Source organism: Bdellovibrio sp. 22V (genome assembly GCF_030169785.1).
Lineage (GTDB): Bacteria > Bdellovibrionota > Bdellovibrionia > Bdellovibrionales > Bdellovibrionaceae > Bdellovibrio.
In genome coordinates, this window is sequence record NZ_CP125854.1 from 126548 (window position 1) to 140591 (window position 14044).

11 protein-coding genes are annotated in these 14044 nt (G+C 48.0%); 6 read left to right on the plus strand and 5 right to left on the minus strand.

The window, feature by feature from the left end:
• The first annotated feature begins 15 nt into the window (after positions 1 to 15).
• From pfkA to QJS83_RS00675, 6 genes are all read left to right on the plus strand, one after another.
• Positions 16 to 1005, plus strand: a complete 990-nt coding sequence (pfkA, locus tag QJS83_RS00650; protein ID WP_284606876.1) for a 6-phosphofructokinase — start codon at positions 16 to 18, stop codon at positions 1003 to 1005.
• A gap of 83 nt (positions 1006 to 1088) precedes the next feature.
• Complete coding sequence (locus QJS83_RS00655; protein ID WP_284606877.1) at positions 1089 to 2210, plus strand: ABC transporter substrate-binding protein; 1122 nt, start codon at positions 1089 to 1091, stop codon at positions 2208 to 2210.
• Positions 2211 to 2218: 8 nt separating this feature from the next.
• The gene (locus QJS83_RS00660; RefSeq protein WP_284606878.1) at positions 2219 to 3121 is read left to right on the plus strand and encodes a branched-chain amino acid ABC transporter permease; all 903 of its coding nucleotides are present in this window, start codon (positions 2219 to 2221) and stop codon (positions 3119 to 3121) included.
• A complete protein-coding gene (locus QJS83_RS00665; RefSeq protein ID WP_284606879.1) occupies positions 3121 to 4092 on the plus strand; it encodes a branched-chain amino acid ABC transporter permease in 972 nt (323 codons plus the stop codon). The genes QJS83_RS00660 and QJS83_RS00665 overlap by 1 nt, the downstream gene beginning before the upstream one ends.
• Complete coding sequence (locus QJS83_RS00670) at positions 4073 to 4849, plus strand: ABC transporter ATP-binding protein (protein ID WP_284606880.1); 777 nt, start codon at positions 4073 to 4075, stop codon at positions 4847 to 4849. Before QJS83_RS00665 ends, QJS83_RS00670 begins: the two co-directional genes overlap by 20 nt.
• Positions 4846 to 5562 carry an ABC transporter ATP-binding protein gene (locus QJS83_RS00675; protein WP_284606881.1) on the plus strand — a complete coding sequence of 239 codons (717 nt, stop codon included), beginning with the start codon at positions 4846 to 4848 and terminating at the stop codon, positions 5560 to 5562. Before QJS83_RS00670 ends, QJS83_RS00675 begins: the two co-directional genes overlap by 4 nt.
• 2 nt (positions 5563 to 5564) lie before the next feature.
• On the opposite strand, the gene QJS83_RS00680 is transcribed toward QJS83_RS00675, so the two are convergent.
• From QJS83_RS00680 to QJS83_RS00700, 5 genes are read right to left on the minus strand one after another with little or no spacing between them, the layout of a single operon-like run.
• Complete coding sequence (locus tag QJS83_RS00680) at positions 5565 to 5831, minus strand: DUF5985 family protein (RefSeq protein ID WP_284606882.1); 267 nt, start codon at positions 5829 to 5831, stop codon at positions 5565 to 5567.
• A 1-nt stretch (position 5832) separates the two neighbouring features.
• The gene (locus QJS83_RS00685) at positions 5833 to 6090 is read right to left on the minus strand and encodes a DUF5985 family protein (protein ID WP_284606883.1); all 258 of its coding nucleotides are present in this window, start codon (positions 6088 to 6090) and stop codon (positions 5833 to 5835) included.
• 4 nt (positions 6091 to 6094) lie between these two features.
• The gene (locus QJS83_RS00690) at positions 6095 to 6472 is read right to left on the minus strand and encodes a hypothetical protein (RefSeq protein ID WP_284606884.1); all 378 of its coding nucleotides are present in this window, start codon (positions 6470 to 6472) and stop codon (positions 6095 to 6097) included.
• Entirely contained in the window at positions 6462 to 8528 is a 2067-nt protein-coding gene (locus tag QJS83_RS00695; protein WP_284606885.1) for a hybrid sensor histidine kinase/response regulator, read from the minus strand. Before QJS83_RS00695 ends, QJS83_RS00690 begins: the two co-directional genes overlap by 11 nt.
• Before the next feature lie 3 nt (positions 8529 to 8531).
• Complete coding sequence (locus tag QJS83_RS00700) at positions 8532 to 13928, minus strand: HAMP domain-containing protein (protein ID WP_350159301.1); 5397 nt, start codon at positions 13926 to 13928, stop codon at positions 8532 to 8534.
• Positions 13929 to 14044 lie beyond the last annotated feature (116 nt).

The window sequence follows — 14044 nt, forward strand, 5'->3', positions numbered from 1 at the left end:
TAGTAGCCTCTTCTTATGGCTCAGTTTACAAAGAAAATTCAGAAAATCGGTGTCTATACAAGTGGGGGCGATGCGCCTGGAATGAACGCGGCGATTCGCGCCGTGGTTCGTGTCGGTATTGCGCAAAATCTTGAAGTTTACGGTATTCACAATGGATACGTCGGCATGATGGAGAATAAAATTTTTCCTCTGCAACTTCGGGATATGGCCAACATCATTCAAAGAGGCGGAACTGTTCTAAAAACAGGACGCTCCACTGAGTTTATGAAACCCGAAGGTCGCGCAAAAGCCGCGCAGAATTTGCAAGCGGCGGGTTTGGATGCTCTTGTCTGCGTTGGCGGAGACGGCTCTTTCCGCGGCGCTCATGCTCTTTGGGAAGAACACCAGATTCCTATCGTCGGCGTTCCCGGCACGATTGATAACGACATTTATGGAAGTGATAAAACCATCGGCTTCGATACGGCAGTGAATACGGCTCTCGAAGCGATCGACCGTATTCGTGATACGGCGGCTTCGCATGATCGTCTTTTTATCGTTGAAGTCATGGGCAGAAATTCCGGATTCATCGCTTCACACGTAGGCCTTGCTGGTGGCGCGGAAGAAATCTTTACTCCTGAAGGCAACACGACTGTTGAAAAAGCGCTGGATCGAATCAAAGATGCCAAGGCTCGCGGAAAAACATCGAGTATTTTGATTACAGCAGAGGGGCAAAAGCCCGGACGCGCTTACGATCTTGCCGATGCTATTCGCAAAAAATCAGGATTGGATGCAAAGGTTTGTATTCTTGGGCACACTCAGCGTGGTGGCGCACCGACGGCGGCGGATCGCATTCTTGCCAGCCGTATGGGAGCTGCTGCGGTGGATTCTCTGCTCAAAGGCTATTGTGATGTCATGATCGGCACCGAAGGAGAGCGCCTCGTGCAAGTGCCTCTAGATCTCGTGACGAAGCATGAAAAAAAATCTCAACTCGATTTGATCTCTCTCGCGAATATTTTAGCGATGTAGAAGGTGCGTTTTGTCTTGACCTCGGATTTAGATACTTGAATTCTAGATGTATTCCCATTCATGTATTTAGAAACGAGGTCCCGATGAAACGCTTGCTCTTAGCTCTTGTTTTAGTTTTACCCCTACTTACAAGCTGTACAAAAAAAGAAAATGAAATCGTTATTGGTGAATACGATTCACTGACAGGCAGCGATGCTACTTTTGGTTTGAGTACAAACAAAGGCGTTCGCTTGGCCATAGATGAGATCAATGCGGCAGGCGGAGTCAAAGGCAAGAAGATCACAGTCATCACTTTGGATGACCAAGGAAAAAATGAGGAAGCGGCTTCCGCGACGACTCGTTTGATCACACAGAATAATGTCGTAGCGATTTTGGGTGGTGTTGCCAGCGGTCGCTCCAAAGCGGCAGCTCCTATCGCTCAATCTCACAAAGTTCCTTTTGTTTCTCCGGCATCGACAAACCCTGATGTCACCAAAATCGGAGATTACGTTTTCCGCGTGTGCTTCATCGATCCATTCCAAGGTTTGGTGATGGCGAAATTCGCTTCAGAGAATTTGAAACTTAAAAAAGTCGCTATTCTTCGTGACGTAAAAAATGATTACAGCGTGGGCTTGGCAGACGTTTTCAATGAAGAATTTAAAAAGCGCGGCGGTGAAATCGTTGCGGATCTGAGCTATCAAGCGGGCGATATTGATTTCAAAGCGCAATTGACGCAAATCCGCTCTAAAAATCCAGACGGTATTTACGTGCCTGGTTATTACACCGAAGTCGGTCTGATTGCCCAACAGGCGCGCCAATTGGGTCTTAAAGTTCCAATGATGGGCGGCGACGGCTGGGATAGTGACAAGCTTTACGAAATCGGCAAAGACGCTATCAACGGCAACTATTATTCGAATCATTACACCACGGAGTCCACAGATCCTGTCGTGACTGAGTTCATCAAAAAATTCAAAGCGAAATACAATGAAACTCCGGATGCCTTGGCGGCTTTAGGTTACGATGCCGCGAAAATCTTGGTGGCAGCGATTGAGCGCGCTCCTGACTTGTCAGGCAAAGCAATTCGTGATGAACTAGCTAAGACGAAAGATTTTGCCGGAGTGACTGGCAAAATTTCTTTGAATGAAAATCGCGATGCTGTGAAAAGCGCCGTGATCATTCAAGTGGATAAAAACAACCGTAAATTTGTCACAACGGTGAACCCTTAAGGACGTGCATGCAGGATTTCATTCAGCATATAATCAACGGCATCAGTCTTGGCTCTATCTACGCACTGATCGCCCTTGGTTACACGATGGTGTATGGAATCCTGAAAATGATCAACTTCGCCCACTCTGATGTTTATATGGTGGGCGCTTTTGCCGCCTACTATGTCGCCCGCTTCTTTGGCATCGAAGCCAACCCCGGCCTTCCGACTCTGATCACTCTTCTTGTCGCTTCCATGGTGGTCTGCAGTCTTTTGGGACTTGCGATCGAGCGTTTGGCGTATCGTCCTCTGCGTTCTTCTCCTAAACTCAATATTCTTATTACGGCGATCGGTGTCAGTCTTTTCCTCGAGTACGGTGGCCAAGTGGTATTCGGCGCCGACCCGAAGGTATTCCCTGAGGTGATGAAGGACTTTGTTCTTTTCAACATCGGCTCTGTCGAACTGAAATCTTTTGACGTCACTGTTTTGGTGGTCAGCTTGATCGCGATGCTGGGCTTGCAGTTTCTTATTCACAAAACCAAAATCGGCAAAGCCATGCGCGCCGTAAGCAGCAATGCTTCTGTAGCAAGTCTTCTTGGAATGAATCCCGATCGCATTATTGCTTTTACGTTTATCGTTGGCTCTGCGCTCGCAGGTGTCGGCAGCGTGCTTGTCGGAATGAAGTATCCAAAAATCGATCCTTTGATGGGAATGATGATTGGCCTTAAAGCTTTCGTTGCGGCGGTGCTTGGTGGTATCGGCAACGTCGGCGGCGCTGTTCTTGGCGCTCTTATCATGGGCCTTTCTGAAGAGATGGTCGTCGCGTATATTTCAAGTACGTACCGCGACGCTTTGGCATTCGGTATTCTTATTGTTATTTTGATTTTTAAACCCGCAGGCCTCTTGGGCAAATACACAGTGGAGAAGGTGTGATGAAGTTTCTCAAAATGCCTCTTCTTGCATTAGCAGGTCTTTCCGTTTTAGGTCTTATCTTTGATTTCGGCTTTAACGCTTATATTCAACTGACTTTGCTCTTCGTTCTGGTGAACTGCCTGATGTCGATGAGCTTAAATTTGGTCAATGGCTACACGGGGCAGTTTTCCTTGGGCCACGCGGGCTTCATGGCTATTGGAGCTTACTTCTCCGCTTACGCCAACACCCATTGGGATATTCTTCCGCCGTCTTTGCAATACATTGAATTTTTCGTTTGGGCAGCGGGAGCCGGTCTTACTGCCGCAGCAGCAGGATTCCTTGTCGGTCTGCCTTCCCTTCGTTTAAAGGGTGACTATCTTGCGATTGTGACGTTGGGTTTTGGTGAAATTATTCGTGTTGCCCTTTTGAACATGGATTTCCTTGGTGGACCGCGCGGCTACTCTGGTATTCCAGGATTTGGTTCCTTCCTATTCTCGTTCATCTTCGCTTCTTTGTGGGGCGTGATCTGCTTCTTCACGATCTGGCGCGTGATGCACTCGACATACGGTCGCGGCTTTTTGTCGGTGCGTGAAGATGAAATCGCTGCAGAGGCCATGGGTATTAACACAACAAAAATGAAAGTACGCGCCTTTGTTCTTTCCAGTTTCTTTGCAGGCGTTGCTGGCGCTTTGTTCGCACACTTCACGAACTTCATCAATCCGTCTTCTTTCACGTTCTTGCAAAGTGTGAATGCCGTCATCATGGTGGTCTTAGGCGGCATGGGTTCTATGACGGGCTCTATCGTCGCCGCATTTCTGATTACTGCGTTGCCGGAAGTTTTACGCCCCCTGCAGGATTTGACAGGCGTCGACTTGCGCATGGTGATTTATTCATTGGCTTTGATTCTTGTGATGATCTTGCGTCCTAAAGGCCTTTTCGGAGATCTTGAACTCACTGATGTTTGGAGAAAATATGTCCGACGTTCTGCTTGAGGCACACAAGATCACCATGCAGTTCGGCGGCCTTAAAGCCGTCGATTCTTTGCAATTCCAGATCAAAAAAGGTCAGCTTGCCGGTTTGATCGGACCGAATGGTGCCGGCAAGACCACGGTTTTTAATATGCTCACGGGCGTCTATCAACCCACTTCAGGCGAAGTGCTGTTGGAAGGAAAGTCTTTGAAAGGTTTAAAACCTTACGAGATTTCTCACCGTGGTGTGACTCGCACATTTCAAAACATTCGTCTTTTTAAGGGTCTCACCGTTTTAGACAACGTTCTTGTCGGCAGCCACCAGCACGTTCGTTACGGATTGTTCGATACGCTTTTGCAAAACTCCCGCTTCAAAAAAACCGAAATCGAGTTGCAGGATAAAGCAATGTCCTTGCTTAAGATTTTCCACTTGGACGAGAAAGCACACAAACCCGCAGGCGCCTTACCCTATGGTGAACAACGCAAACTTGAAATTATTCGCGCCCTCGCAACAGACCCTAAGATTATCCTGCTTGATGAACCCGCTGCCGGAATGAACCATTCGGAGACCCATCATTTGATGGAAACCATCGCGAAAATCCGTCAGCAGTTCAACCTCACGGTCTTGTTAATCGAACACGATATGAAACTGGTCATGGGTATCTGTGAAAACATCATCGTGCTTGATCACGGCGTAAAGATCGAAGAAGGCGCGCCGGCAAAAGTCCAAAGCTCACAGAAAGTTATCGAAGCTTATCTTGGCGTGGAGGAAGCAGAATGAGTTCTCCTCTTTTAACCGTTGAAAATCTGGAAGTTCGCTACGGTTCCATTCAAGCTTTGAAAGGCATCAGCTTTAACGTACATCAGGGCGAAATCGTTTCTTTGATCGGCGCTAACGGTGCGGGAAAAACAACCACTCTGCGCGCGATATCGGGCCTTGTTCCGTGTGCCTCGGGACAAATCTCTTTTGGCGAGCACAATCTGCTAACGGTCCCTGTGCATAAACGTGTTGGACTGGGACTGGCGCAGTCCCCGGAAGGTCGCGGCGTTTTTCCTCAGATGAGCGTTTTAGAAAATTTGGAATTAGGTGCCTATTCGCGCAAGGATAAAGCGGGCATTAAGGCGGATCTGGAAATGTGCTTCACATTGTTTCCGCGCATGAAAGAACGTGTTTCGCAAATGGCGGGAACTCTTTCAGGCGGAGAACAGCAAATGCTCGCGATCTGTCGCGCTTTGATGTGTCATCCGAAAATGCTTTTGTTAGACGAGCCTTCGTTAGGCCTGGCTCCGTTGATCGTCGCGCAGATTTTTGAAATTGTAAAAAAACTGAATCAAGAGGGTATGACTATTCTTTTGGTGGAGCAAAATGCCCGAATGGCGCTGAAGATTTCACACCGAGCCTACGTTTTAGAAACCGGCCGTATCGTGATGCAAGATTCGGCCCAGAATCTTTTGAATAACGACGAAGTTCGCAAATCCTATCTGGGCGTTTAAATCTACGCCCGGTTTTTATCGACGACGGCTCCCAAGATCAATAAGAAGGCAAACAAACGAATCACGAAAATATACGTGTGCACTTCGTTTTGAATTTGAATAAATAAAAAGAACCATCTTTCAATCGCGAGTAAAAAGAAAGCTGCTGCGAAAATCGCAAAAAAACGATCTCGGGTTTTTCGCCAGAACTTCAAAAAGAACAGACCGGCGATCACCGAAGCCATCATCACCGCACCGTAAACGAAATTGTTTAGATCGACTTTATCCATATTACACCGTATCCCAAATCAAACCGTAAAGAAGAACAAACATAGCAATCAAAGACGAGAACGCCCGCACGGTCGTCAGGTCATAGTTAGGTCCCAGGCTGAAATCGATGGACAGAAGAATATTGTTTACGGCGATGCCGACGAAGCACAGACTGCTCCACAGAAGAAGTCGGGTTCGATTCGATCTATAGGCGCGCAACAGAACGATGGCGACCCCAAGACTCATCAGCGAACAAAGCATATAGACAAAATAAACCATTCTGCTAATCCTTCTTAATTTTAAACGCGTTCGCAAAATCGCGAATGCTATCCATGGGTTGAGCGTAAATACTATTAATGAGACTCGAGCGGCGATTATTGTAAAGAAACTCAAGCTCCGAGAGCATTTTGTTGTCTTCAGGATTTTCCGTGAGGCGAAAACTTCCCTGGCGATCGCCGGGTATAACAAGTTTCGAATCGACAAGCTCTCCCAGTTGAAGAGAAGCGTAAGAATTGTTTGTGCGCATTTCTCCGCTCAGCTCTTCTGCAGTCCAAGAACGTTGCGGATTACGTTTCATCAAAAGAAGAAGTTCTAGCAGAGAGACAGAAGAAATATATTTTTTAATAAATTCCCGCACCTCAAAAGGGATTTCATTCAGCACTGCGCTCTCCCTCCTTAGGTTTCTTCGGACTGAATTTAACCAAGTGCTCAATCAAGCTATTAAATTCGACGGGCTTTGAAAGATGATCGTCACATCCTGCCTCAATGCTTTTATCGCGCTCTTCGTTCAGCGCGTGCGCCGTCAAGGCGATGATCGGTGTTTTATATCCTTGCTGACGTAAACGTTTGGTCGCTTCGTAACCGTCCAATTTCGGCATTTGAATATCCATAAGAACAGCATCAAATTTTCCCGCAAGTGCTTTCGCAACACCTTCGTAGCCGTCATTGGCGACTTCCACCGTCGCCCCCGCTAAATTCAGGAAGTGCACCATCAGCGCCTGATTGTCGACGACGTCTTCCACAAGAAGAATGCGCATGCCTTTAAGACGCTCATCTCCTCTTTTCGGAAAATTCTTGGTCTTGCGTTTCACGGCCACAGAAAGATTATCGACAAAGGACGTATCTGAAAGAGCCGGAGCATCCACCTGAATCAAAAACTCACTGCCTTTGCCTTGTTCGCTTCGCAGTAAGGAGATGTCGCCCCCCATGGCTCGCGCGAGCTGGCGCGACAACGCCAAGCCCAATCCGGTTCCGCCAAATTTTCTTGTCGTTGAGCTGTCTTCTTGCATGAACGGTTGAAACAGGCGATGCGCGTGCTCCGCAGATACACCGACACCGGTGTCGATGATTCGAAACTCCATTTTATCCCGTGCCTCCGCGCTTTCCTTAGCGTGCCATGCGACGTTGATCACGACGGAGCCCTTTTGCGTGAATTTTATGGCATTGCCTATGAGGTTTAGAAGAATTTGCCGTAGGCGCGTCGGATCGGAAATGATCGTACGCGGGATCTCCGTATCAAGACCGAAACGCAACTCTAATCCCTTGTCTGCGGCTTGCAGTTGCAGCAAGTTTTTTAAATCATCAAGAAGTGTCGGGACATTCACTTCAACTTTTTCAATTTGCATGTGGCCCGACTCCACCTTGGAGATATCCAAGATCTCGTCAATGATCTTAAGCAGCTGACTCGCGTTTCTTTGCACTGTATGAATGCACTCGATTCTTTCTTCCGCCGTTTGGTAAGGATCCAGCATCAACTCCGTGAATCCTAAAATCGCATTCATCGGAGTACGAATCTCATGGCTCATATTCGCAAGGAAACTTGTTTTTGAAACACTCGCGGCTTTGGCTTCCTTCTCCGCCTTGATAAGCTTCATTTCGGTGATTTTGCGATCATTAATGTCAGTGCAGGTTCCCAGCCAGCTTGCAACCTGTCCCATCTGATTTATTTCTGCAACGGTCTTGACCCAAAACCAGTGGTATTCTCCTTTGGCATTGCGAACTTTAAGTTCCGCCTCAAAAGCACGGCCGTCGGTCATCGAATCCATCCAGCATTTCAAAAAACTTTTAAGGTCTTCCGAATCTATCGCTGAATGCCATCCGTTACCGGAACTCTGCTCTAAAGAAAGACCAGTATAATCAATCCATCCCTTATTCACATAATCGAGCATGCCATCATTACGTGCCCGCCATACCATGTGCGGAATCGCATCAGCCAGAGCTCGATATCTTTTAAGACTTTCGTTTTCCAGTTCCGTCAGGCGTAAGTACCGCTCTCTTCGTTCACTTTCGCGGATTTTCTCGGCTTGATCTTCAAGCTGCCGTGACTTTCGGAATAGCTCCATAAAGACACTGACTTTGGCGCGCAAAATCTGTGGCTCAAAAGGTTTGAAAATATAATCGACAGCGCCCGCCTCGTATCCGCGGTAGATATAACGGTCATCTTTATTGATCGCCGTAACAAAAATAATCGGTGTCAGTCGGTACTTTTCATTTTGACGAATACGAATGGCCGTTTCAAAACCATCCATTTCGGGCATTTGCACATCGAGCAGAATCACGCCAAAATCATAGTGACTTAAAAGCTCCAAGGCTTCGCGTCCTGATTGGGCTTTAACGAGATTGATGTCAGGCATATCCAGAACGGCCTCAAGAGCAATGAGGCCGTCAATCCTGTCATCAACAATCAGTATGTCTACGGGATTCTGCTTGTTTGGCATGGATTACTCGGTTTGAGAAGGGCCATTCTTTTTAGGAAGCCACGAATACATCACTGCCAGCAAATACGTTTCGTCGACAGGTTTGGTGACGTAATCAGATGCTCCCGCTTCAAGACACTTTTCTCGGTCTCCTTTCATCGCCTTTGCCGTTAATGAAATAATAGGCAGATGCTGGAACTCAGGAAGTTTGCGAATTTCCCGTGTAGCTTCAATACCATCCATTTCCGGCATCATCGTATCCATTAACACCAGATCTGTATCCGGATTTTCCTGAAGCACACGAATGCCTTGTTTGCCATTCTCTGCATAAATCACATTCATGCCGCGCATTTTTAACACGCTCGAGAGTGCAAATACGTTTCTGACATCATCATCAACGATCAAAATTTTTCTGCCGGTAAAATCGGCGTCAAGCGGAAGAGGTGCCGCTTCTGGCGTTTCTTCCACTTGCGGACCGATCGTTGAGGCATCAGGGCCCGTGTATTTTTGCGGCAAGTAAAGAGTGAAACTGCTGCCGACACCCGGCTGACTTTGCACTTCGATCACGCCACCCAAGAGACGTGCGATCTCGCGGCTGATCGTAAGACCCAAACCAGTACCGCCATATTTTCTGCTGGTCGTGCCGTCAGCTTGTTGGAAGGCTTCGAAGATCAGTTTTTGTTTTTCGAGAGGAATACCGATCCCTGTATCGCTGACTCGGAAGATGACATCCATCTTTTCTTTATCAACAATGCCCTCTTTCACACGATCATCCAAAAGCATTTCCAGTTTCACATGGCCTTTTTCAGTGAACTTAAAGGCGTTAGAAAGAAGGTTTTTAAGGATTTGATGCAAGCGGTTTTCATCGGTAAAAATCGCCGGCGGTAAATCTGTGCTTGTCTCTATAACAAACTCCAGCCCCTTGTGTTCAGCAACAGGACGGAATGTCTGTTCAATGTATTCTTTAACCTCGTTCGTAGAGACCGCCTTCGGTGTGACCGGCATTTTGCCTGCTTCGACTTTCGAAAGATCCAGGATCTCGTTGATCAAGGCCAACAAATCTTGTCCTGCCGAATGCACAGTACTCGCGAACTTCACCTGCTCGTTACTGAGGTTTTTATCGCGGTTTTCCGCAAGTGTTTTGGAAAGAATTAACAAGCTATTAAGAGGCGTGCGCAATTCATGCGACATATTCGCCAAGAATTCCGATTTATACTTGGAGATAAGCGACAATTGTTCCGCTTTTTCTTCCAAAGAACGGCTGGCCAATTCGACCTCTTGATTTTTAACCTCAAGAAGTTTGGCTTTTTCTTCAAGCTCTTTTGCTTGCGCTTCAAGCTCGGCATTAGAACGTTTCAGCTCTTGCAGAAGTTCTTCTGTACGCATGCTTGAAGAAATCATATTCAAGATAACGCCCACGCTATCCATCAACTGATCCAGGAAGTTGATATAGTTCTGCGAGAACGGCTGAACAGACGCCAGCTCGATGACCGCCTTAAGCTCACCCTCGAATAGAACCGGCAAAACGATAATATTGCGCGGTTTTTCGTCGACGATGCTTGAGCTGATCATAATCGAATCATCTTCCAGAGGTGTTGTCAGAAGAATGCGTTTCTTTTCGAAGGCGCACTGACCAACCAAACCTTCTTTCATTTTAAATTTATTATTCAGGCGTTTTCTTTCCGAATATGCGTAACTCGCGATCAGATTTAAAGACGGCTCGTTGTTCTCGCTCTCTAACATGAAGAAAGTTCCCTGGCGCGCGTCTACGAGAGGAGTCAGCTCTGACATAATAAGCTGAGCTACAGAGGTGATACTTCTTTGACCTTGCATCATGCCCGAGAATTTCGCCAAGTTCGTTTTCAACCAGTCCTGTTCGTTATTCTTCTGTGTGGTCTCTTTCAAATTCGAGATCATTTGGTTGATATTTTCAGAAAGAGCTGCGACCTCGCCTTCCGCTTCAACGGTGATGGAACGAGTAAGATCCCCTTTGGTTACCGCCGTTGATACTTCCGCGATCGCACGTACCTGTGCGGTTAAGTTTCCGGCAAGCTGATTCACGTTGTCGGTCAAGTCTTTCCATGTACCGGCTGCTCCCGGTACGCTGGCTTGGCCGCCCAGTTTACCTTCAATACCCACCTCACGTGCCACCGTCGTTACCTGATCGGCGAATGTGCGCAGAGTATCCGTCATTGAGTTGATTGTTTCAGCGAGGGCCGCGACCTCCCCTTTCGCTTCAAGGACGAACTTCTGATTCAAATCCCCGTTTGCGACGGCCGTTACGACTTTCACGATACCACGCACTTGTTTCGTCAAGTTCGATGCCATGAAGTTTACGTTGTCGGTCAAATCTTTCCATGTACCAGCAACGCCAGGTACGTGGGCTTGTGCTCCCAGTTTACCCTCGATACCCACTTCACGCGCGACGGTTGTTACCTGATCGGCGAATGTACGAAGTGTATCCGTCATTGAGTTGATCGTTTCCGCCAGGGCTGCGACCTCCCCTTTGGCTTCAAGAACGAATTTCTGGTTCAAGTCTCCGTTCGCAACCGCGGTAACGACTTTTACGATACCACGCACTTGCATGGTCAGATTCGAGGCCATGATATTTACGTTGTCGGTCAGATCCTTCCACGTACCGGAAACACCGCGCACTTCCGCTTGTCCTCCCAGACGTCCTTCCGTACCCACCTCTTTCGCAACACGGGTTACCTCGGCCGCGAACGAGTTCAGCTGATCCACCATCGTATTGATTGTATTTTTAAGTTCTAAGATCTCACCCTTTGCATCCACGGTGATTTTTTGTGATAAGTCTCCGTTTGCAACCGCGGTTGTTACCTTCGCAATGTTACGAACCTGGGCTGTCAAATTGGCGGCAAGACCGTTCACGTTGTCAGTCAAATCTTTCCACGTCCCAGAGACACCTTTTACGTCGGCCTGACCGCCGAGTTTACCTTCCGTACCCACCTCTTTCGCCACACGAGTCACCTCGGCCGCGAACGAGTTCAGCTGATCCACCATCACGTTGATGGTATTTTTGAGTTCCAAGATCTCGCCTTTGGCATCAACGGTAATTTTTTGCGACAAGTCGCCTTTCGCCACCGCCGTTGTTACTTTCGCGATGTTACGAACCTGCGCTGTTAGATTTCCAGCAAGACCATTCACGTTATCTGTCAAATCTTTCCACGTACCAGAGACACCTTTAACTTCGGCTTGTCCTCCGAGTTTTCCTTCGGTACCCACGTCTTTCGCCACACGAGTCACCTCGGCGGCGAACGAGTTCAGCTGATCCACCATCACGTTGATCGTATTCTTCAATTCGAAGATTTCGCCTTTGGCATCAACAGTAATTTTTTGTGACAAGTCTCCATTCGCAACCGCTGTTGTTACTTTCGCGATGTTACGAACCTGCGCCGTTAGATTTCCTGCAAGACCGTTTACGTTGTCAGTCAAATCTTTCCAGGTGCCGGAAACCCCTTTTACCTCGGCTTGACCGCCCAGACGTCCCTCAGTACCCACCTCTTTCGCCACACGAGTCACCTCGGCAGCAAACGATGACAACTGATCCACCATCACGTTGATGGTGTTTTTAAGCTCCAAGATTTCACCTCGGGCATCGACGGTGATCTTCTGTGACAAATCCCCTTTCGCAACCGCAGTTGTTACCTTTGCGATGTTACGAACCTGGTCTGTTAAGTTTCCAGCCAAACTATTTACGTTATCAGTCAGATCCTTCCACGTACCGGAAACACCGCGCACTTCCGCTTGTCCGCCCAGTTTCCCTTCGGTACCCACCTCTTTCGCGACACGAGTCACCTCGGCCGCGAATGAGTTCAACTGATCCACCATCGTATTGATTGTATTTTTTAGTTCTAAGATTTCGCCTTTGGCGTCGACGGTGATTTTTTGCGACAAGTCCCCTGTCGCAACGGCCGTCGTTACTTTCGCGATATTACGCACCTGTGCCGTCAGATTTCCCGCAAGACCATTTACGTTGTCGGTCAAATCCTTCCACGTACCCGACACACCTTTTACGTCGGCCTGACCGCCCAGTTTACCTTCTGTACCCACCTCTTTCGCCACACGAGTCACCTCGGCCGCGAAGGAACGAAGTGTATCCACCATCGTATTGATGGTGTCTTTCAGTTCTTGAATTTCACCTTTCGCATCAACGGTGATTTTTTGTGATAAGTCCCCGTTCGCAACGGCGGTCGTCACTTTCGCGATGTTACGTACCTGCGCTGTCAGATTGTTCGCAAGACCATTCACATTGTCGGTCAAATCTTTCCATGTACCCGACACACCTTTTACGTCAGCCTGACCACCCAAACGACCTTCGGTACCTACGTCTTTCGCGACACGAGTCACCTCGGCGGCGAACGAGTTCAGCTGATCCACCATCACGTTGATGGTGTTCTTAAGTTCAAGGATCTCACCTCGCGCATCAACGGTGATTTTTTGTGACAAGTCTCCGTTCGCAACCGCGGTTGTTACTTTCGCGATGTTACGGACCTGCGCTGTCAAATTGTTTGCAAGACCATTTACGTTGTCGGTCAGATCTTTCCAAGTACCAGAGACACCTTTTACGTCAGCCTGACCGCCCAGTCGTCCTTCGGTACCCACCTCTTTCGCGACACGAGTTACTTCGGCTGCGAACGACGACAACTGATCCACCATCACGTTGATGGTATTCTTAAGTTCAAAGATTTCCCCTTTGGCATCGACGGTGATTTTTTGCGACAAGTCGCCTTTCGCAACCGCAGTTGTTACTTTCGCGATGTTACGCACCTGATCCGTTAAGTTTCCCGCGAGACCGTTTACGTTATCGGTAAGATCGCGCCAAATTCCCGAAGCTCCGCGCACGTCAGCTTGTCCGCCCAGTTTTCCTTCAGTACCTACCTCTTTCGCGACACGAGTTACCTCGGAAGCAAATGAGTTGAGCTGATCCACCATGGCATTCACCGTCGTACCGATGCGCAGGAATTCCCCTTTCACCATACGACCGTCAATTTCCATCGTCATTTTCTGTGAAAGGTCCCCTTTCGCCACCGACGTGATGACACGTGCGACTTCTTGAGTCGGCTGAACCAGATCGCCGATAAGAAGATTGACGGAATCGACACTCGTGGACCAAGCGCCACGAACGGTTCCCATATTCACGCGTTCATTCATGCGACCTTCTTGACCGACGGTACTACGAACGCGCACAAATTCATTAGCCATGTTTTCATTGAGTTCGATAATGTCATTCAGAACTTCGCCGATTTCAGAGATGATTCCTTCTTCACCAACCGGCATACGCGTCGAAAACTCCCCACGGCGCACGGCTTTGACCGTGAAAAGAAGTTGGCGAAGTTGTTCTTTGGTTTGGGAGTCGAACGTGATTTCAAAGCCATTACCATTGCCAAGATCGGCTGCCATGTGATTGCGCTGTTTTTTGAGAGCGCGTTTTCTTCTCTCTTGTTCCGGATCGTCCTTCGAAGTCCGCAGATTTTTTGCATTCTTTTTCAAAGACCTATTCTTTAATTCAACAGTCG

Bases quoted from the DNA above. Each gene is read 5' to 3' on its own strand.
- QJS83_RS00675 (WP_284606881.1), top strand. From the start codon at position 4,846: ATGAGTTCTCCTCTTTTAACCGTTGAAAATCTGGAAGTTCGCTACGGT.
- QJS83_RS00685 (WP_284606883.1), bottom strand. From the start codon at position 6,090: ATGGTTTATTTTGTCTATATGCTTTGTTCGCTGATGAGTCTTGGGGTC.
- QJS83_RS00655 (WP_284606877.1), top strand. From the start codon at position 1,089: ATGAAACGCTTGCTCTTAGCTCTTGTTTTAGTTTTACCCCTACTTACA.
- QJS83_RS00660 (WP_284606878.1), top strand. From the start codon at position 2,219: ATGCAGGATTTCATTCAGCATATAATCAACGGCATCAGTCTTGGCTCT.
- pfkA (WP_284606876.1), top strand. From the start codon at position 16: ATGGCTCAGTTTACAAAGAAAATTCAGAAAATCGGTGTCTATACAAGT.
- QJS83_RS00695 (WP_284606885.1), bottom strand. From the start codon at position 8,528: ATGCCAAACAAGCAGAATCCCGTAGACATACTGATTGTTGATGACAGG.
- QJS83_RS00680 (WP_284606882.1), bottom strand. From the start codon at position 5,831: ATGGATAAAGTCGATCTAAACAATTTCGTTTACGGTGCGGTGATGATG.
- QJS83_RS00700 (WP_350159301.1), bottom strand. From the start codon at position 13,928: ATGGCAGCCGATCTTGGCAATGGTAATGGCTTTGAAATCACGTTCGAC.
- QJS83_RS00665 (WP_284606879.1), top strand. From the start codon at position 3,121: ATGAAGTTTCTCAAAATGCCTCTTCTTGCATTAGCAGGTCTTTCCGTT.
- QJS83_RS00670 (WP_284606880.1), top strand. From the start codon at position 4,073: ATGTCCGACGTTCTGCTTGAGGCACACAAGATCACCATGCAGTTCGGC.